The 17,893-nt window shown below is 57.2% G+C and carries 19 protein-coding genes and 1 other RNA gene; 16 read left to right on the forward strand and 4 right to left on the reverse strand.

The features are described 5' to 3' along the window. Positions 1 to 151: 151 nt before the first annotated feature. The 7 genes from rplM (at position 152) to TU86_RS01545 (ending at position 5,059) form a co-directional block, all read left to right on the forward strand. Positions 152 to 580, forward strand: a complete 429-nt coding sequence (gene rplM / locus TU86_RS01515) for a 50S ribosomal protein L13 (RefSeq protein WP_048362545.1) — start codon at positions 152 to 154, stop codon at positions 578 to 580. A gap of 14 nt (positions 581 to 594) precedes the next feature. Further along, positions 595 to 987, forward strand: a complete 393-nt coding sequence (gene rpsI / locus TU86_RS01520) for a 30S ribosomal protein S9 (RefSeq protein ID WP_003216038.1) — start codon at positions 595 to 597, stop codon at positions 985 to 987. Positions 988 to 1,240: 253 nt separating this feature from the next. Continuing rightward, a complete protein-coding gene (gene petA / locus TU86_RS01525; protein WP_048362546.1) occupies positions 1,241 to 1,834 on the forward strand; it encodes a ubiquinol-cytochrome c reductase iron-sulfur subunit in 594 nt (197 codons plus the stop codon). Further along, positions 1,834 to 3,045 (forward strand): cytochrome b, encoded by a 1,212-nt coding sequence (locus TU86_RS01530; protein WP_048362547.1) that lies wholly within the window; start codon positions 1,834 to 1,836, stop codon positions 3,043 to 3,045. Before petA ends, TU86_RS01530 begins: the two co-directional genes overlap by 1 nt. Beyond that, entirely contained in the window at positions 3,045 to 3,824 is a 780-nt protein-coding gene (locus tag TU86_RS01535; protein WP_048362548.1) for a cytochrome c1, read from the forward strand. Before TU86_RS01530 ends, TU86_RS01535 begins: the two co-directional genes overlap by 1 nt. 186 nt (positions 3,825 to 4,010) lie before the next feature. Beyond that, entirely contained in the window at positions 4,011 to 4,628 is a 618-nt protein-coding gene (locus tag TU86_RS01540) for a glutathione S-transferase N-terminal domain-containing protein (RefSeq protein WP_048362549.1), read from the forward strand. Positions 4,629 to 4,645: 17 nt separating this feature from the next. Continuing rightward, positions 4,646 to 5,059 (forward strand): ClpXP protease specificity-enhancing factor, encoded by a 414-nt coding sequence (locus TU86_RS01545; protein WP_048362550.1) that lies wholly within the window; start codon positions 4,646 to 4,648, stop codon positions 5,057 to 5,059. Positions 5,060 to 5,169: 110 nt separating this feature from the next. On the opposite strand, the gene TU86_RS01550 is transcribed toward TU86_RS01545, so the two are convergent. The 4 genes from TU86_RS01550 to TU86_RS01565 all read right to left on the reverse strand — a co-directional run bounded on the left by TU86_RS01550 (position 5,170) and on the right by TU86_RS01565 (position 8,614). Further along, positions 5,170 to 5,751 carry a BON domain-containing protein gene (locus TU86_RS01550; protein ID WP_048362551.1) on the reverse strand — a complete coding sequence of 194 codons (582 nt, stop codon included), beginning with the start codon at positions 5,749 to 5,751 and terminating at the stop codon, positions 5,170 to 5,172. Next, positions 5,748 to 6,341: a phosphoheptose isomerase gene (locus TU86_RS01555; protein WP_048362552.1), complete on the reverse strand. Its 594-nt coding sequence runs from the start codon at positions 6,339 to 6,341 to the stop codon at positions 5,748 to 5,750. The genes TU86_RS01550 and TU86_RS01555 overlap by 4 nt, the downstream gene beginning before the upstream one ends. A 138-nt stretch (positions 6,342 to 6,479) precedes the next feature. Continuing rightward, positions 6,480 to 6,842, reverse strand: coding sequence for a YraN family protein (locus tag TU86_RS01560; protein WP_048362553.1), 363 nt, complete (start codon positions 6,840 to 6,842; stop codon positions 6,480 to 6,482). Then, complete coding sequence (locus TU86_RS01565; protein WP_048362554.1) at positions 6,842 to 8,614, reverse strand: penicillin-binding protein activator; 1,773 nt, start codon at positions 8,612 to 8,614, stop codon at positions 6,842 to 6,844. Before TU86_RS01565 ends, TU86_RS01560 begins: the two co-directional genes overlap by 1 nt. 236 nt (positions 8,615 to 8,850) lie before the next feature. Here TU86_RS01565 and rsmI point away from each other — a divergent pair, with 236 nt between their 5' ends. The 9 genes from rsmI to mraY all read left to right on the forward strand — a co-directional run bounded on the left by rsmI (position 8,851) and on the right by mraY (position 17,889). Further along, positions 8,851 to 9,708, forward strand: coding sequence for a 16S rRNA (cytidine(1402)-2'-O)-methyltransferase (gene rsmI, locus TU86_RS01570; protein ID WP_048363015.1), 858 nt, complete (start codon positions 8,851 to 8,853; stop codon positions 9,706 to 9,708). Positions 9,709 to 9,844: 136 nt separating this feature from the next. After that, an RNA gene (gene rnpB, locus TU86_RS22100) (RNase P RNA component class A) lies at positions 9,845 to 10,198 on the forward strand. Positions 10,199 to 10,555: 357 nt separating this feature from the next. Then, positions 10,556 to 11,011, forward strand: coding sequence for a division/cell wall cluster transcriptional repressor MraZ (gene mraZ / locus TU86_RS01575; protein WP_047273774.1), 456 nt, complete (start codon positions 10,556 to 10,558; stop codon positions 11,009 to 11,011). Next, positions 11,008 to 11,955: a 16S rRNA (cytosine(1402)-N(4))-methyltransferase RsmH gene (rsmH, locus tag TU86_RS01580; protein WP_048362555.1), complete on the forward strand. Its 948-nt coding sequence runs from the start codon at positions 11,008 to 11,010 to the stop codon at positions 11,953 to 11,955. The genes mraZ and rsmH overlap by 4 nt, the downstream gene beginning before the upstream one ends. Continuing rightward, positions 11,952 to 12,245 (forward strand): cell division protein FtsL, encoded by a 294-nt coding sequence (gene ftsL / locus TU86_RS01585; RefSeq protein WP_019823808.1) that lies wholly within the window; start codon positions 11,952 to 11,954, stop codon positions 12,243 to 12,245. Before rsmH ends, ftsL begins: the two co-directional genes overlap by 4 nt. Then, positions 12,242 to 13,984, forward strand: a complete 1,743-nt coding sequence (locus TU86_RS01590; protein WP_048362556.1) for a peptidoglycan D,D-transpeptidase FtsI family protein — start codon at positions 12,242 to 12,244, stop codon at positions 13,982 to 13,984. Before ftsL ends, TU86_RS01590 begins: the two co-directional genes overlap by 4 nt. Continuing rightward, the gene (locus tag TU86_RS01595; protein WP_048362557.1) at positions 13,984 to 15,447 is read left to right on the forward strand and encodes a UDP-N-acetylmuramoyl-L-alanyl-D-glutamate--2,6-diaminopimelate ligase; all 1,464 of its coding nucleotides are present in this window, start codon (positions 13,984 to 13,986) and stop codon (positions 15,445 to 15,447) included. The genes TU86_RS01590 and TU86_RS01595 overlap by 1 nt, the downstream gene beginning before the upstream one ends. Further along, positions 15,440 to 16,807 (forward strand): UDP-N-acetylmuramoyl-tripeptide--D-alanyl-D-alanine ligase, encoded by a 1,368-nt coding sequence (locus tag TU86_RS01600; protein WP_048362558.1) that lies wholly within the window; start codon positions 15,440 to 15,442, stop codon positions 16,805 to 16,807. Before TU86_RS01595 ends, TU86_RS01600 begins: the two co-directional genes overlap by 8 nt. After that, entirely contained in the window at positions 16,807 to 17,889 is a 1,083-nt protein-coding gene (mraY, locus tag TU86_RS01605; protein WP_047273782.1) for a phospho-N-acetylmuramoyl-pentapeptide-transferase, read from the forward strand. Before TU86_RS01600 ends, mraY begins: the two co-directional genes overlap by 1 nt. Positions 17,890 to 17,893 lie beyond the last annotated feature (4 nt).

Consider the following 17,893-nt stretch of genomic DNA (forward strand, 5'->3'; position numbering starts at 1 on the left):
GCCGCCTGCCGAAGAATCTTGCCGTTGAACGGACGCGCTGACCCGAGCCCCCGATAGCGTCTGTACCCGGCTGCCTTTGACTTGTCAAAGTACGCACTATTCAGTAAGATCCGCCGTCTAATTTACAGGGCGGCCCCTGAGGCTATAAAGAATGAAAACTTTTACTGCTAAACCAGAAACAGTAAAGCACGACTGGTTTGTCGTCGACGCTGCTGGCCAGACCCTGGGTCGTCTGGCTACCGAGATCGCGAGCCGTCTGCGTGGTAAGCACAAGCCGGAATACACTCCGCACGTTGACACCGGTGACTACATCGTTGTTATCAATGCTGAGCAGATCCGTGTCACTGGTGCAAAAACCTCTGACAAAATGTACTACTCTCACTCCGGTTTCCCGGGCGGGATTAAGTCGATCAACTTCGAAAAGCTGATCGCCAAAGCTCCTGAGCGCGTGATCGAGACCGCGGTTAAAGGCATGCTGCCTAAAAACCCACTGGGTCGCGACATGTACCGTAAGCTGAAAGTCTATGCGGGCGCTGTTCACCCTCATACTGCTCAGCAGCCCCAAGAACTGAAGTTTTAACGGAATAGTTCATTATGTCGGCGACTCAAAACTACGGCACTGGCCGTCGTAAAACCGCAACCGCTCGCGTTTTCCTGCGTCCGGGTACCGGTAACATCTCGATCAACAACCGCACTCTGGAGAATTTCTTCGGTCGCGAAACTGCCCGCATGGTAGTTCGTCAGCCGCTGGAACTGACTGAGACTGTCGAGAAATTCGACATCTACGTCACCGTGATCGGTGGTGGTGTAAGTGGTCAAGCTGGCGCAATCCGCCACGGTATCACTCGCGCACTGATGCAGTACGACGAAACTCTGCGTGGCGCTCTGCGCAAAGCAGGCTTCGTAACTCGCGATGCTCGTGAAGTTGAACGTAAGAAAGTCGGTCTGCGTAAAGCGCGTAAGCGTCCGCAGTACTCGAAGCGTTAATTCGCAGCTTCGTTCAAAAGCGCCCAGTCTCCTTCGGAGCTGGGCGTTTTTTATGGGTGATGATTTATTGGTGTGACAACTTGCCACATCCAGCAAATGCCTATACTACAAGGCTTGTAGCCGCCCGAGAGCGGTAATTACCTTGTCAGAGTAGGGGCTTTTCATTACCATTCTGCAAAATTTTTATAAGTTCAGATTTTTACTTAGTAGATGCCTGATTTAACAGGCCACAAAGCTGATGGGAGAGGACTGAATGAGCAATGACGGCGTAAATGTCGGCCGGCGTCGCTTCCTCGTAGCAGCCACATCCGTGGTGGGTGCTGCAGGAGCGGTGGGGGCGGCAGTCCCGTTTGTGGGGTCGTGGTTCCCCAGTGCCAAGGCGAAAGCCGCTGGCGCACCGGTCAAGATCAATATTGCAAAGGTTGAGCCAGGTCAGCAGATGATTGCTGAGTGGCGTGGTCAACCGGTTTTCATTGTCCGGCGCACCGAGGAGATTCTGTCGAATCTCAAGAAGGTTGAGGGGCAGCTCGCTGACCCGAATTCCGCACAGTCTGATCAGCCCGAGAATGCCAAGAACGAATACCGCTCTATCAAACCAGAAATTCTGGTGTTGGTAGGCCTGTGTACTCACTTGGGTTGTTCGCCGACGTTCCGCCCCGAGGTTGCACCTGTTGATCTTGGCAAGGATTGGGTCGGTGGCTATTTCTGCCCATGTCATGGTTCGCACTATGATTTGGCCGGTCGCGTTTACAAGTCTCAACCCGCCCCGCTGAACCTGCCGGTGCCGCCTTATCAGTATCTCGATGACAGCACTATTCTCGTTGGCGTCGCTGAAGGGGAAGCGTAATGAGTAAGTTCATGGATTGGGTGGATGCCCGCTTCCCTGCCACAAAAATGTGGGAAGACCATCTCAGCAAGTATTACGCCCCGAAGAACTTCAACTTCTTCTACTTTTTCGGCTCCCTCGCGTTACTGGTTCTGGTCAACCAGATCGTAACCGGTGTGTGGCTGACGATGAGTTACACGCCGTCGGCGGAAGAGGCTTTTGCTTCTGTCGAATACATCATGCGTGACGTCGAATACGGCTCCATCTTGCGCTATCTGCACTCAACCGGTGCGTCGGCGTTCTTTGTCGTGGTGTATTTGCACATGTTCCGTGGCTTGCTTTACGGCTCGTACCAGAAGCCGCGTGAGCTGGTCTGGCTGTTCGGCATGATGATTTACCTGGCGCTGATGGCTGAGGCCTTCATGGGTTACTTGCTGCCTTGGGGGCAAATGTCCTACTGGGGTGCGCAGGTGATCATTTCGCTGTTTGGCGCGATTCCAGTGATCGGTAACGACCTGACTCAGTGGATCCGTGGTGATTACCTGATCTCCGGCATTACCCTGAACCGCTTCTTTGCCTTGCACGTTGTGGCCTTGCCAATCGTGATTCTGGGTCTGGTGGTGTTGCACATTCTCGCCTTGCACGAAGTCGGGTCCAACAACCCGGATGGCGTGGACATCAAGAAACACAAAGACGAAAACGGTATCCCGCTGGATGGCATTCCTTTCCATCCGTACTACACCGTTAAAGATATTGTCGGCGTAGTGGTGTTCCTGTTTGTTTTCTGCTCGATTGTGTTCTTCTTCCCGGAAATGGGTGGTTACTTCCTGGAAAAACCGAACTTTGAACAGGCTAACGCCTTCAAAACGCCGGAACACATTGCGCCTGTGTGGTACTTCACGCCGTTCTACGCGATCTTGCGTGCGATCCCTGACAAGTTGATGGGCGTTATTGCCATGGGCGCAGCGATTGCCGTGCTGTTCGTGTTGCCGTGGCTGGACCGCAGTCCTGTCAAATCCATGCGTTACAAAGGCTGGATGAGCAAAATTTGGCTGTGGGTGTTCTGCATCTGCTTCGTGATTCTGGGTGTGTTGGGTGTATTGGCACCGACCCCGGGCCGCACGTTGTTGTCGCAGGTGTGTACGTTCCTGTACTTCGCCTACTTCATTCTGATGCCGTTCTACACCAGGCTTGAGAAGACCAAACCGGTTCCGGAAAGGGTGACTGGCTGATGAAAAAGCTATTTGCTGTATTGATGCTTGCTGTGATGCCTGCACTGTCTTTCGCTGCGGAGCAGGGTGTTCAGCTCGACAAAGTCGATATCGATGTGTCTGACAAAGCTGCCATGCAGGACGGTGCGCGTACGTTCGCCAACTACTGCATGGGCTGTCACAGTGCCAAGTTCCAGCGTTACGAGCGTGTTGCAGACGACTTGGGCATCCCCCACGACGTCATGCTCGATAACTTGGTGCTGACGGGCGCCAAGATTGGCGATCACATGAACATCGGCATGACGCCTGAAGATGCCAAGGCCTGGTTCGGGGCTGCACCGCCTGACCTGACATTGGTAGCTCGCGTTCGTGGTACCGATTGGTTGTACAGCTACCTGCGTTCTTTCTATGAAGACCCGTCGCGCCCTTGGGGTGTGAACAACAAGGTCTTCCCGAACGTGGGCATGCCTAACGTCCTTGCACCGCTGCAAGGTCGTCAGGTCATTGGCTGCAAGCAAGTTCAGATCGTCGAAGACGGCAAGAAGCAGTATGATCCGCTCACCGGCACGCCTTTGACACATGAAGCGTGCGACCAGCTGACAGTGTTGCCAAAAACTGGCGCCCTGACTGAGGAGCAGTTCGATGAGAAGATCAAGAACCTTGTGACCTTCCTGGCCTATTCGGCCAACCCGGTGAAGCTTGAACATCAGCGCATCGGTACTTACGTACTGCTCTATCTGGCCTTCTTCTTTGTATTCGCCTATCTGCTGAAGCGTGAATACTGGAAAGACGTGCACTGATATCGTTACACGCATTGCTGTTAAACGTGCGCGCCCGAGGGTGTCTCTGAATAGGTAACAGTGCAGGATGGGTGGCAAGTGAGGTCTTACGACATTGCTTGCCACGGTTCTGCGGTTACTGGAGGCTCACCTCGGGCGCTTTCGTTTTTCTGCTTCTGACCATTTCAACAAGCGAGGAGGACCGCCATGGGCGTGACCAATCGGTTGGCCTGTTACTCCGACCCCGCCGACCACTATTCCCATCGAGTACGCATTGTGCTCGCCGAGAAAGGTGTCAGCGCCGAGATCATTAGTGTGGAGGCGGGTCGTCAACCGCCCAAATTGATCGAAGTGAACCCCTACGGCAGCCTGCCAACACTGGTCGATCGCGACCTGGCGTTGTGGGAGTCGACGGTGGTAATGGAATACCTGGATGAGCGTTATCCACACCCCCCTTTGCTGCCGGTTTATCCGGTGGCGCGTGCCAATAGCCGCCTGTTGATTCATCGCATTCAGCGTGACTGGTGCGCCTTGGTCGATTTGATTCTCGACACACGCACCAAAGAGCCTGCACGGGTGCAGGCGCGTAAAGAGTTGCGCGAGAGCCTCACAGGTGTATCGGCTTTATTTGCAGACAAGCCTTTTTTCCTCAGTGATGAGCAAAGTCTGGTCGATTGCTGTCTATTGCCGATACTCTGGCGTTTGCCAATTTTGGGTATTGAACTGCCGCGGCCTGCCAAGCCGCTGCTTGATTATATGGAGCGCCAGTTTGCGCGTGAGGCTTTCCAGGCAAGCTTGTCTGGTGTCGAACGCGACATGCGCTAAGGCTTTAGGAGTCCTTTATGAATTCAAGTCGACCTTATTTGGTGCGTGCGCTCTATGAGTGGATTGTGGACAACGATTGCACGCCGCACATGTTGGTTAATTCCAATTACCCGAAGGTACAAGTGCCTCAGGGTTTTGCCAGTGACGGGCAGATTGTACTGAACGTATCGCCCGTTGCTGTGCGCAACATGCACATGGACAACGAAGCTGTCAGCTTCGAAGGTCGCTTTGGCGGTGTGCCACATACGCTGTACGTGCCTATTGAGGCTATTTTAGGGGTTTACGCCCGTGAGAATGGTCAGGGTATGGTGTTTGACCTTGAAGAGTCTCTTGAGGCAGATGACGAGGTTGAGGTGGATGACGAGCTGTCGCCTCCAGGCTCCGAGCCGCCGCGTCCTAGCGGTCGTCCAAGCCTGAAAGTGGTGAAGTAATAAAAAAGGCGACCTGAGAAGGTCGCCTTTTTTGTACGTGCGGTGCAGGCATGAGCGCGCTTGCGATGATAGTGGCGCGGTTTATTGCAAAAAACGGGTGCGCATCGCAATCAGTCGATGTATTCAAATAATTTGACGATTTTTTGTACGCCCGACACGCTCTGCACCAGGTTGGTGGCGCGGGTGGCTTCTTGCTTGGTGACGAGGCCGAGCATGTACACAATGCCGTTTTCCGTCACAACTTTGATGCGAGAGCCCGGAATGGCGCTGTCGGTCAGCATTTGCGATTTGATCTTAGTGGTCAGCCAGGCGTCATTGTTGCGGGCCAGGATTGAAGACGGCGCCATGACTTGCAGTTCATTGTTGACCTTCTTTACGCGCTGTACCGACGCGGCGGCTTGTTCGGCCATGGCTTTAAGGTCGGCACGCGGGGTTTGTCCGGCCAGCAGCACAATGCCGTTATAGCTGGTGACGACGATATGTGAGCCGTTGTCCAGATCAGGGCTGGCCTTGGCGACGTTGACGGCCACTTTGGTCTCGATCAGAGAGTCGTCAATCTTGCTGCCGAAGGTGCGGGTGCCGCGGTCATCTTCAATCGGCGTGTCGCGGGTAGCCGTCAGGACTGAGCTGCAACCGGCAGTCAAGCCCAGGCACAAGGTCAGAGCTACTAAGCCAAGGCGATTAAAAGTCATTCTTCACTCCCGAACAGTTGGCTGTCGATCAGATCGCACAGGCAGTGGATCGCCAGCAGGTGGACTTCTTGGATGCGTGCGGTAACAAGGGCGGGAACGCGAATTTCCACGTCCTCTGGCAGTAGCAGGGAGGCCATGCCGCCACCATCCCGTCCGGTCAGAGCGACCACGGTCATCTCGCGGTCGTGGGCCGCCTGAATGGCCTGAATAATATTGGCCGAGTTACCGCTGGTTGAAATTGCCAGCAGCACGTCACCGGGTTGACCCAGGGCGCGAATTTGCTTGGAGAAGATTTCGTTGAAGCTGTAATCGTTGGCAATCGAGGTCAGCGTCGAGCTGTCGGTTGTCAGGGCGATGGCCGGCAAGCTAGGGCGCTCGCGCTCGAAGCGATTGAGCAACTCGGAGGAGAAGTGTTGCGCATCGCCTGCCGAGCCGCCGTTGCCGCACGAAAGCATTTTGCCCTCGTTGAGCAGGGCATTGACCATCACTTGGCTGGCTAGCTCAATGTGGGGTGCAAGCACTTCCATCGCCTGCTGTTTGGTGTCGATGCTGGCCTGAAAAAGCTGGCGAATCCGGGATTGCATGTCCATCTATGTGACCTTAAGTAGGGCGGCTGGTCGGGCGTGATTCAGGTGTTCCTGAGTGACTTCCCGGCACAAAAAAATGTGCGGCCCGCAAAGCAAAGCAAAATCGTTAATAAAAGGGGGCTGGAGTCGGTTCGCCAGCGTTTAGCTGTCGAAGGCGTTCCGTAGCCAGTTCAAATGGGGTGTGGAGCTGTCGATGGCGACGACATCGAATCTGCACGGGTGATTGGCCCAGCGGGTTTCACGCTGTAAAAAATACTCGGCAGCCAACACCAGCTTTCGGCACTTGCTGGCATCAATGCTGGCCAGTGCACCACCCCATTGCGCGTGCGTGCGGTAACGAACTTCGACGAATACTACTGTATCGCCGTCGAGCATGACCAGATCCAGCTCGCCGCGCTTGCACAGCCAATTCTGAGCCAGCAAGCGCAACCCGTGTTGCTCAAGGTGCCGGAGCGCCAGGTGCTCGGCATCCTTGCCGGATTGTTGGCGTGAGCGGTCGGGCATCAGTTGCGCGTGTCCGGGAGGTTTTGAACCTGGCCGTTGACGAACTCGGCCCACGGCAATTGACGCTCGATGCGCTGGCTTTGGCTCATGCTCAAACTGCCGGACAGGCCGTCAATGCGGCTGTCAGGTAGCGCCTTTAGCTGCCCCAGGCTTGGCGTCAGGCGATAGGCGTCTACACCCATCGCGTAGAGACGGCCCAGGCTGCCGTTCGCTTGTGGCCATTGCGCAGACACTTGTTGGCGCAATGGGTTTGACGGGTTGAGCAGCCACGGGGTTTCGCAGAAACGGATGCCGTTCATGTCGTTGTATTGGTTTTGGTCGCCGCTGGCACTGAATACGTGGGACGTTGCGTAAACCGGCAAATCACCAGCGTATTGGTAGTTAAGGGTCGGTTTGATCTGTTGGGCTTGCTGCGGGGTCGCGGCGAGGAAGATGAACTGCATGTCCTGGCGACGCGAAGGCTCGCTTGAGTTGCCGCCTTTGCGCAATTGCACCAGATCGGCCACTTGCTGGGCCAGTGTCACCGGTTTGTCGATGTGCTCGACCCCGACGAGGGTGCCGCCATTGGCTTCCCACTCCTGACGGAAGGCGTTGAGCACGCGATTGCCCCATTCACCTTGCGGAACCATCGCGCCAGCGCGGGTCAGGCCGTCAGCGCGAGCGCGGCGGGCAACTTCACGGGCTTCGTCTTCGGCAGCCAGGCCAAACTGGAACAGCTGTGCCGGGCCTTGTGCGCCCTCGCTGTAGTTCAGCGCCAGTGTGGTAATGGGCAGTTGCGCGCGCGCATTCAGCTGTTTGACCAGTGGCTTCTCCAATGGGCCTACCACCAGTTGCACGCCGTCCGCCTGCGCTTTGCGATAGAAGTCGTCAAGCGAAGTCAGGCGCGAGCTGTCATAGAACAAAATTTGCGGCGGGTTTTGACCGGCCTGCTGAGCCTGGTAGTGGGCGGCCATGAAGCCGTCACGCAAGGCTTTGCTGACTGACGCCAGTTGGCCGTCCTGAGGCAGCAACAGGGCAATTTTAGTCAAGGGTTGGTTGGCCAGTGCCTTGAGCTTGATCAGGGGTGTCGGGAGCTGAACGGCGGCCGGATGGGCGGGGTTCTGCGCGCGCCACTGGTCGATCGCGTTTTGCTGATCTGCGAGCGTGCCGGCGCTTTTGACCGCCAGTGCGAGGGACATCCAGCCGCCCAGTGCGTCATTGCTTTGAGCTTTCAGTTGATCGACTGGCAACGCGGCGACCAAAGACCAGAGGGCATCATTGTTGCTGGTGGCGGCGTCGCCGGTCAGCAGGGTGTTCATGGCTGCGCGTTCACGGGCTGCCGCGAGTGTCTGGCCATCGGCTTCAAGGGCGCGAGCGTGAATGGTATGGGTGCGCACTTGCAAGTCGGCTGGCATCTCGTTGATGCGAGCAATGCTGGGGTGGCCCAAGGCAACCAGCGCTTCTTTGGTCTGATTGCGGCTCATGGCCAGCTCGGCTGACAAAGTGCTGGCAAACGCTTGTTGAGCCGGTTTGAGCTGATCCATCGGGATGAGCGCCAGAATTTGCGTCGCGCGATCAACATTGTGCTGTTTGTAGGCCAAGTCGGCAGCAGACAGTCGCAGCAGGGCTGCCTGATCTGGTTTTTGGCTCTGGGCAGCCTGCTGGAGCAACTGCTCTAGGCTGGCGTCCGGGGTTCTAGGGAGTTCGCCAAGGCTGGACGAGGGCGAGCTGGCGCAAGCCGCCAAAAGGGCAGCGAGGCAGAGGGCAGTGAACAGCCGCAGGCAAGCGATCATGTAGTGTTCCTGATACTCGATCAAATAAGGGGGGGAAGTGTACCCAAGCGCTGGCCGGGGTGCGATGTTACTGGTGATAAAGCCTAAATTTAGATGACTTCAGGCGTCTGTGACGGACAATCTTTTCCTTAATATCTCTTTTGTGTCGCGCCTCAGGGTGCTGTGAGTGAGGTTCTACGCGCTACAATGGCGCCTTTCACTCTTTTGAGGTACGCGTTTTGACTGCTCCAGGTGCTCTGAATTCCGTTGTTGGCTCGCTTTATGTGGTGGCCACGCCCATCGGTAACCTGGACGACATCAGTGCGCGTGCGCTCAAGGTGTTGCGTGATGTTGCGCTCATTGCGGCCGAAGACACCCGGCATTCGCTGCGACTGATGCAGCACTTTGGTATCTCTACGCCGCTGGGTGCGTGTCACGAACATAACGAACGTGATGAAGGTAATCGTTTCATTCAGCGTTTGCTCGCGGGTGAAGACGTTGCCTTGATCTCTGATGCAGGCACTCCGCTGATTTCCGATCCGGGCTATCACTTGGTGCGTCAGGCACGAGCGGCAGGCGTGCCAGTTGTGCCGGTGCCGGGTGCGTGCGCTTTGATTGCTGCGCTGTCGGCCGCGGGACTGCCTTCTGATCGTTTTATTTTCGAAGGGTTCCTCCCCGCCAAAGCAGTTGGTCGCCGTTCGCGGCTGGAGTTGCTCAAAGAGGAGCCGCGCACACTGATCTTTTATGAAGCGCCGCACCGCATTCTTGAGTGCCTGCAAGACATGGAACTGGTGTTTGGCGCGCAGCGCCCGGCCTTGCTGGCAAGGGAGCTGACCAAGACGTTCGAAACGCTCAAGGGGTTGCCACTGGCTGAGTTGCGGGCTTTTGTCGAGGGCGACAGTAATCAGCAGCGCGGTGAATGTGTGGTGTTGGTGTCCGGTTGGACCGCACCTGAAACCGACGAAGTCGTCAGCAGCGAAGCGATGCGCATTCTGGATTTGCTGCTCAAGGAAATGCCGCTTAAGCGTGCCGCTGCCTTGGCTGCCGAGATTACCGGTGAGCGCAAAAACGTGCTGTATCAGGTGGCGCTTGAAAAGCAAAAAACCGATCAGTAATCGTCGAGCTGCTGGCCATTGGCTGCTTTTGAGCCGTTTTAGTGTCTGATGTGAGCCTTTCAGATAAGGGTTTCAAGGCGTTGTGCGGCTTTTAAAGCTTGTCCTATACGCATTGTGCCGTTAATCTTCGCGCCGGAGAGTCGATTGGACAGTCGCTGCCCTCTATGAAAATTAGGGGGGGGAGGAAAGTCCGGGCTCCATAGGGCGAAGTGCCAGGTAATGCCTGGGAGGCGTGAGCCTACGGAAAGTGCCACAGAAAATAACCGCCTAAGCGCGCAAGCGCCGGTAAGGGTGAAAAGGTGCGGTAAGAGCGCACCGCACGACTGGCAACAGTTCGTGGCTAGGTAAACCCCACTTGGAGCAAGACCAAATAGGGTTCCAAGGCGTGGCCCGCGCTGGAACCGGGTAGGTTGCTAAAGATGTCCAGTGATGGCCATCGTAGACGAATGACTGTTCACGACAGAACCCGGCTTACAGATCGACTCTCCACCTTTTTTATCTTCTGCTTGCGCTGTGAGCAGTTGGCACGATGAACACGCGCTTGACCCCCTCGCTTTAATAGCCAGAAAAAAACTCAATGTAATGCCAAAAAGTTCTTACTCTTAATAAATCACTTTAAGTTTGAGCTTCAGGGCTTTGAGTTTGCTGTGCATCCCTCGTCAAAAAATCTTATCTCCTCCTGCTGTACGTCTATTTACCTAGCTAAATCTCCGTTATGTAAGGGTTTTCCTTCGGGCCGCGCCTTGACGGTGTGGTGGGCGCATTCCTATAGTGTGCGCAAGTGGCGAAAAGTGGCATAAAGTGGGTTTTCTAGACGTAAAACGCTAACATTTGGAGAAACGCAGCCGTGTTTCGTGGAGCCAACGCTATCAGTCTCGATGCCAAGGGTCGTCTCGCAATGCCGAGCCGGTACCGTGACGAGCTGATTTCGCGCAGTTCCGGGCAGCTGATTGTGACCATTGATGCGGTAGATCCCTGCTTATGTGTGTACCCGCTCGATGAGTGGGAGCTGATTGAAACCAAGCTGCGGGCGTTGCCTTCATTGCGTGAAGAGAACCGCCGTTTGCAACGTCTGTTGATTGGGAATGCTGTCGACCTTGAACTCGATGGCAGTGGTCGTTTTCTGGTGCCGCCGCGTTTGCGTGAATATGCCAAGTTGGAGAAGCGCGCAATGTTGGTGGGCCAACTGAACAAGTTTCAACTGTGGGACGAGGATGCCTGGGAAGCCGTTTCGGCCGCCGACCTTGCAGCCATTCAACAACCGGGCGCGATGCCTGACGAACTGCGTGATTTAATTCTGTGACTATAGATAGCGGCTTCAACCACATCACCGTACTGCTCGACGAAGCCGTAGAGGCTCTCGCCGTACGTCCTGATGGATGCTATCTGGATGGCACCTTCGGTCGCGGCGGACATAGCCGCCTGATACTCCAGAAGCTCGGCCCGCAAGGGCAACTGCTCGGGTTTGATAAAGATCCACAAGCGATTGCCACCGGGCAAGCGCTAGCGGCCGAAGACGGCCGCTTTGTCATTGTGCAACGCAGCTTTGCCGAAATGGGTTCAGAGGTTGCAGCGCGCGGCTTGGCCGGCAAGGTCAGCGGTGTGTTGCTCGATCTGGGCGTGTCCTCGCCGCAACTCGATGACCCTGAGCGCGGTTTCAGTTTCATGAACGATGGCCCGCTGGACATGCGCATGAATCCGGACAGCGGCATCAGCGCTGCCGAATTTGTGAACAGCGCTTCCCAGGAAGAAATCGCCCGCGTGTTCAAAGAGTACGGCGAAGAGCGTTTTTCTGGCCGTATGGCGCGTGCGGTTGTCGAGCGGCGTGACATTCAGCCGTTCGAACGTACGGCTGACCTGGCAGAAGTGTTGAAAGTCGCTAACCCAGCCTGGGAGAAGGGCAAGCACCCGGCAACCCGCACCTTCCAGGGCCTGCGCATTCACGTTAACAATGAATTGGGCGATCTTGAGGCGGGCCTTGAGGCTGCGCTGGAGTCGCTGGAAATCGGCGGCCGGCTGGTGGTAATCAGCTTTCACTCCCTTGAAGACCGTATCGTCAAATTGTTCATGCGCAAGCTGGTCAAAGGCGAGCCGGACAACTTGCCGCGTGGCTTGCCGGTTCAGCACGTTGCCTTTGTTCCAAAAATTAAAATTCACGGCAAGGCGCAGACAGCCTGCGAAGCAGAAATCAAAGCCAATCCGCGCTCGCGCAGCGCTGTCATGCGCGTTGCGGAGAAGCTTCGTTGAACAAGCTCTTCGCCAAACCACTTCCCGGCGGAAGCTTTTTCATGCTGCTGTTGTTTATTGGCGTGCTGGTATCGGCTGTGGGCGTTTCTTACAGTGCCCACTGGAACCGTCAACTGCTCAACACCCTGTACGGGGAGTTGAGTGTGCGTGACAAGGCGCAGGCCGAATGGGGCCGCTTGATCCTTGAGCAAAGCACCTGGACCGCCCACAGCCGCATCGAAACGCTGGCCAGTGAACAGCTGAAAATGCGCATCCCCGGCGCCGCAGAAGTGCGGATGGTGGCGCCATGATCAAACTCGAAGGCGCGCTTTACCCGTGGCGTTTTCGTGTAGTGCTGGCCTTGCTGGCACTGCTGGTAGGCGCTATTGCCTGCCAAATCATTTACCTGCAAGTGATCGACCATGACTTCCTCAAGGGGCAGGGCGATGCGCGTAGCGTGCGGCACATTCCGATTCCGGCGCACCGCGGCCTGATCACCGACCGTAATGGCGAGCCTTTGGCGGTCAGTACCCCGGTGACCACGTTGTGGGCCAATGCCAAGGAAATGCAGGTAGCCAAAGACCGCTGGCCCGCCTTGGCGCATGCGCTTGGGCAAGACCCCAAAGTGCTGACGGCGCGTCTTGAACAGCAAGCCAACAAAGAATTTATCTATCTGGTGCGTGGCCTCACGCCTGAGCAAGGGCAGGTCGTGCTCGATCTAAAAGTGCCTGGCGTGTATGGCATTGAGGAATTCCGCCGCTTCTACCCGGCAGGTGAAGTGACCGCGCACATGGTTGGCTTTACCGATATTGACGACAAGGGTCGCGAAGGTGTCGAGCTGGCTTACGACGAGTGGCTGGCAGGGGTTGCGGGCAAGCGACAGGTCATCAAGGACCGACGCGGGCGTCTGATCAAAGACGTGCAAGTGACTAAAAACGCCAAGGCAGGGAAGACCTTGGCGTTGTCGATTGACCTGCGCCTGCAATACCTGGCCAACCGCGAACTGCGCAACGCGCTGGTTGAAAATGGCGCCAAGGCGGGCAGCCTGGTGATCATGGATGTGAAGACCGGCGAGATCCTGGCCATGGTCAACCAGCCCACCTATAACCCGAACAACCGTCGTAACCTGCAACCGGCAATGATGCGTAACCGCGCCATGATCGACGTGTTCGAGCCGGGTTCGACGGTCAAACCGATCTCGATGAGTGCCGCACTGGAAACCGGTCGCTGGAAGCCCACTGACAAGGTTGAGGTGTATCCGGGCACGTTGCAGTTGGGCAAATACACCATTCGCGACGTGTCGCGTACCGAAGGCCCGATCCTCGACCTGACCGGTATTTTGATCAACTCCAGTAACGTGGGCATGAGCAAGGTGGCCTTCGATATTGGCGGCGAAGCGATTTTCCGTCAGATGGCGAAAATGGGCTTGGGTCAGGACACGGGCCTGGGTTTTCCCGGCGAGCGTGTTGGCAACCTGCCCAACTACCGCGAGTGGCGCAAAGCTGAAACCGCGACCCTGTCTTACGGCTACGGCGTGTCGGTGACCGCGATCCAGTTGGTGCACGCGTTCTCGGCGTTGGCCAACAACGGCAAGCTGGCCCCGCTGACGCTGCTCAAGGCCGACAAACCGGCCCAGGCGGCGCAGGTAATGCCTGAGCAAGTGGCCAAAACCGTGCAAGGCATGCTTCAGGAAGTGATCGAAAACCCGCGGGGTGTGTGGCGAGCCAAAGTGCCGGCGTACCACGTCGGTGGCAAATCGGGTACGGCGCGTAAAACGTCCTCCGGTGGCGTCAAAGGTTACGCGGTGAACTCTTATCGTTCCCTGTTTGCTGGTTTCGGCCCGATGAGCGATCCGCGTTACGCGATCGTGGTGGTGATCGACGAGCCGAGCAAAGCGGGCTACTTCGGTGGCCTGGTTTCGGCACCGGTGTTCAGTAAAGTCATGTCCGGCACCCTGCGCCTGATGAACGTTACGCCCGATAACCTGCCCACAGCGGCGGAGCAACAAGCAGCAGCGGCCGCTGCGGCAGCCAAAGGAGGGCGCGGCTAATGTCCCTGAGCCTTAACAAAATTTTCCCCCACGCCGGTCACGACTTGCTGATCCGCGAGCTGACCCTCGATAGTCGCAATGTGCGCGCAGGCGATCTGTTTCTCGCCGTGCCAGGTGGCAAGCTCGATGGGCGTGAGCACATCAGTGACGCGTTGGCCCGTGGTGCCGCCGCCGTTGCCTATGAAGTGGAAGGCGCCTCGGTGTTGCCTATCACCTCAGTGCCGCTGATTCCGGTCAAAGGGCTGGCGGCGCAATTGTCCGATATCGCCGGGCGGTTTTATGGCGAGCCGAGCCGTCAGCTCAATCTGGTGGGCGTCACCGGCACCAATGGTAAAACCAGTGTGACTCAGCTGGTGGCGCAAGCGCTTGACCTGCTGGGGCAACACTGCGGCATCGTCGGCACATTGGGCACCGGTTTTCATGGTGCGCTGCAAAGCGGTCGTCACACCACGCCTGACCCGATTGCGGTGCAAGCCATGTTGGCTGACTTGAAAAAAGCCGGCGCCAAAGCGGTTGCAATGGAGGTTTCCTCTCACGGTCTGGATCAGGGGCGGGTCAGCGCGTTGGCGTTTGATGTGGCAGTACTGACCAACTTGTCGCGCGATCATCTGGACTACCACGGCACGATGCAAGTCTACGCGGCGGCCAAGGCCAAACTGTTCGCCTGGCCAGGTTTGCGTTGCCGTGTACTGAATCTGGACGATGACTTTGGCCGTCAGTTGGCCGCTGAAAAGCACGATTCGCGCTTGATCAGTTACAGCCTTGAAGACAGCCGCGCGTCCCTGTATTGCCGTGACGCGATATTCGATGACAACGGCGTGCGTGCCACCGTGGTAACAGCTCAAGGCGAGCACTTACTGCGCAGCACCTTGCTGGGGCGTTTCAATCTGAGCAACGTGTTGGCTGCGATTGGCGCGCTGCTGGGGCTTGAGTACGCGCTGGATGAAATTCTCAAAGTGCTGCCAAAACTGGAAGGTCCGGTAGGTCGCATGCAGCGCTTGGGCGGCGGTTCTAAACCGTTGGTGGTGGTTGATTACGCCCACACCCCCGATGCGCTGGAAAAAGTATTGTTGGCGCTGCGTCCGCACGCCAAAGGCAAGTTGTTGTGCCTGTTCGGCTGCGGCGGCGACCGTGATCGCGGCAAGCGTGCGTTGATGGCCGAAGTGGTTGAACGTTTGGCCGATGGCGTCCTGGTAACGGACGACAACCCGCGCACTGAAGCGCCGTCTAACATTTTTGACGACATTCGGGCCGGTTTTACTGTGCCTGACCGCATCCAGTTCGTGCCGGGCCGTGGCGCCGCCATCGCCCGGATGATTGCCAGCGCCAGCGCCGACGACGTGATCGTTCTGGCCGGCAAAGGTCACGAGGACTATCAGGAAATCAATGGCCAGCGCCATGATTTCTCTGATCTGGTCGAAGCCGAAAAAGCCCTGGCCATTTGGGAGGCTGCCCATGCTTAAGCCACTGTGGTTGAGTGAGGTCTGCGCCGAGCTGGATGGCCGTCTGGTTGAAGCTGACGCGCGTTTCAATGGTGCCAGCATCGACAGCCGTGCCATCACCAAGGGCCAATTGTTTATTGCCCTGACTGGCCCGCGCTTCGATGGGCATGACTACCTCAATGAAGTGGCGGCCAAAGGTGCCGTTGCCGCGCTGGTTGAGCGCGAAGTCCCCGAATCGACGCTGCCGCAACTGATCGTCAAGGACACTCGCGTTGCGTTGGGCCAATTGGGCGCGCTCAATCGCGCTGACTACGACAAACCGGTTGCCGCGATCACCGGCTCCAGCGGCAAAACCACGGTCAAGGAAATGCTTGCGTGCATCCTGCGTACCCGTGGTCCGGTACTGGCCACTAAAGGCAATTTGAACAACGACCTGGGTGTGCCGCTGACCCTGCTGGAACTGGCGCCTGAACACACGGCCGCGGTGATCGAGCTGGGTGCTTCGCGTCTGGGCGAAATCGCCTACACCGTCGCCATGACCCGTCCTCACGTGGCGGTGTTGAACAATGCGGGCACGGCCCATGTCGGTGAGTTTGGTGGTCCCGACAAAATCGTCGAAGCCAAGGGCGAAATCATCGAAGGGCTGGACGCTGATGGCGTCGCCGTACTCAATCTGGATGACAAGGCTTTTGCTATCTGGCAGGCGCGCGCTGCCGGGCGCAAGGTGCTCAGCTTTGCCCTGACAAATTCTGATGCACATTTTTACGCCAGCCAATTGTCCCGCGATGCACGCGGCTGCCCCGCTTTTACGCTGCACAGCCCACTGGGTGCTGAGCGGGTTCAGCTCAATTTGCTGGGCACCCATAACGTCGCCAATGCCCTGGCCGCTGCTGCTGCTGCTCATGCGCTGGGTGTCTCGCTGTTTGGCATTACCTCAGGGCTTGAAGCCGTACAGCCGGTCAAAGGCCGCGCAGTCGCTCAACTGACCGCTGGGGGGCTACGAATTATTGATGACACTTACAATGCAAACCCCACCTCAATGTGCGCTGCCGTTGATATACTCGCCGGCTTTTCCGGTCGCACCGTCCTGGTGCTCGGAGACATTGGCGAGTTGGGTGAGTGGGCGGAGCAAGGACATCGTGAAGTAGGCGCCTATGCCGCCGACAAGGTTTCAGCGCTCTATGCGGTGGGGCCGATGATGGCGCATGCCGTCGCTGCATTTGGACACCCGGCTCGTCACTTCGCCAATCAGGCTGACCTGATCAAGGCGCTTCGCGCTGAACACGAAACAAACACCACTATTTTGATCAAGGGCTCGCGCAGCGCAGCGATGGAAAACATCGTTGCGGCGTTGTGCGGTTCCAGCGGGGAGAAACATTAATGCTGCTGCTGCTAGCGGAGTATCTGCAACAGTTCTACAAAGGCTTCGCGGTCTTCCAGTACCTGTCCTTGCGCGGGATTCTGGGCGTACTGACCGCGCTGTCGTTGTCGCTGTGCCTTGGGCCGTGGATGATCCGCACCCTGCAAAACCGTCAAATCGGCCAATCGGTGCGTAACGACGGCCCGCAATCGCACTTGTCCAAATCCGGTACGCCGACCATGGGCGGGGCACTGATTCTGTCCGCCATCACCATCAGCACCTTGCTTTGGGCCGACCTGAGCAACCGTTACGTGTGGGTGGTGATGCTGGTGACTCTGTTGTTCGGAGCCATCGGCTGGGTCGATGACTACCGCAAAGTGATCGAGAAAAACTCCCGTGGCCTTCCGAGCCGCTGGAAGTATTTCTGGCAGTCGGTGTTTGGCCTGGGTGCAGCGATCTTCCTGTATATGACCGCACCGAGCGCCGTCGAAACCACGCTGATCCTGCCGATCCTTAAAGACGCCAGTATCCCGCTGGGAATTGGCTTCGTGGTGCTGACCTACTTTGTAATCGTGGGTTCGAGCAACGCGGTCAACCTGACTGACGGCCTCGACGGCCTTGCAATCATGCCGACGGTGATGGTGGGCGGCGCGCTGGGCATCTTCTGCTACCTGTCGGGTAACGTGAAATTTGCCGACTACCTGCTGATTCCTTACGTGCCGGGCGCAGGTGAACTGATTGTGTTCTGCGGCGCCCTGATCGGCGCAGGCCTCGGGTTTCTGTGGTTCAACACCTACCCGGCCCAAGTGTTTATGGGCGACGTCGGCGCTCTGGCACTCGGCGCTGCATTGGGCACCATCGCCGTGATCGTACGCCAGGAAATCGTGCTGTTCATCATGGGTGGTGTGTTCGTGATGGAAACCCTGTCGGTGGTGATCCAGGTAGCGTCTTTCAAGTTGACCGGCAAGCGGGTGTTCCGCATGGCGCCGATTCATCACCACTTTGAACTCAAAGGCTGGCCCGAGCCGCGCGTGATCGTCCGCTTCTGGATTATCACCGTGATCCTCGTGTTGATCGGTCTTGCCACGCTGAAGCTGAGGTAGAACC

The organism is Pseudomonas weihenstephanensis, assembly GCF_001043055.1.
Classification (GTDB): Bacteria; Pseudomonadota; Gammaproteobacteria; order Pseudomonadales; family Pseudomonadaceae; genus Aquipseudomonas; species Aquipseudomonas weihenstephanensis.

What these genes read in the sequence shown, in the direction of transcription:
- rplM (WP_048362545.1), top strand. Translation starts at nt 152, where the DNA reads ATGAAAACTTTTACTGCTAAACCAGAAACAGTAAAGCACGACTGGTTT.
- rpsI (WP_003216038.1), top strand. Translation starts at nt 595, where the DNA reads ATGTCGGCGACTCAAAACTACGGCACTGGCCGTCGTAAAACCGCAACC.
- petA (WP_048362546.1), top strand. Translation starts at nt 1,241, where the DNA reads ATGAGCAATGACGGCGTAAATGTCGGCCGGCGTCGCTTCCTCGTAGCA.
- TU86_RS01530 (WP_048362547.1), top strand. Translation starts at nt 1,834, where the DNA reads ATGAGTAAGTTCATGGATTGGGTGGATGCCCGCTTCCCTGCCACAAAA.
- TU86_RS01535 (WP_048362548.1), top strand. Translation starts at nt 3,045, where the DNA reads ATGAAAAAGCTATTTGCTGTATTGATGCTTGCTGTGATGCCTGCACTG.
- TU86_RS01540 (WP_048362549.1), top strand. Translation starts at nt 4,011, where the DNA reads ATGGGCGTGACCAATCGGTTGGCCTGTTACTCCGACCCCGCCGACCAC.
- TU86_RS01545 (WP_048362550.1), top strand. Translation starts at nt 4,646, where the DNA reads ATGAATTCAAGTCGACCTTATTTGGTGCGTGCGCTCTATGAGTGGATT.
- TU86_RS01550 (WP_048362551.1), bottom strand. Translation starts at nt 5,751, where the DNA reads ATGACTTTTAATCGCCTTGGCTTAGTAGCTCTGACCTTGTGCCTGGGC.
- TU86_RS01555 (WP_048362552.1), bottom strand. Translation starts at nt 6,341, where the DNA reads ATGGACATGCAATCCCGGATTCGCCAGCTTTTTCAGGCCAGCATCGAC.
- TU86_RS01560 (WP_048362553.1), bottom strand. Translation starts at nt 6,842, where the DNA reads ATGCCCGACCGCTCACGCCAACAATCCGGCAAGGATGCCGAGCACCTG.
- TU86_RS01565 (WP_048362554.1), bottom strand. Translation starts at nt 8,614, where the DNA reads ATGATCGCTTGCCTGCGGCTGTTCACTGCCCTCTGCCTCGCTGCCCTT.
- TU86_RS01590 (WP_048362556.1), top strand. Translation starts at nt 12,242, where the DNA reads ATGATCAAACTCGAAGGCGCGCTTTACCCGTGGCGTTTTCGTGTAGTG.
- TU86_RS01595 (WP_048362557.1), top strand. Translation starts at nt 13,984, where the DNA reads ATGTCCCTGAGCCTTAACAAAATTTTCCCCCACGCCGGTCACGACTTG.
- TU86_RS01600 (WP_048362558.1), top strand. Translation starts at nt 15,440, where the DNA reads ATGCTTAAGCCACTGTGGTTGAGTGAGGTCTGCGCCGAGCTGGATGGC.
- mraY (WP_047273782.1), top strand. Translation starts at nt 16,807, where the DNA reads ATGCTGCTGCTGCTAGCGGAGTATCTGCAACAGTTCTACAAAGGCTTC.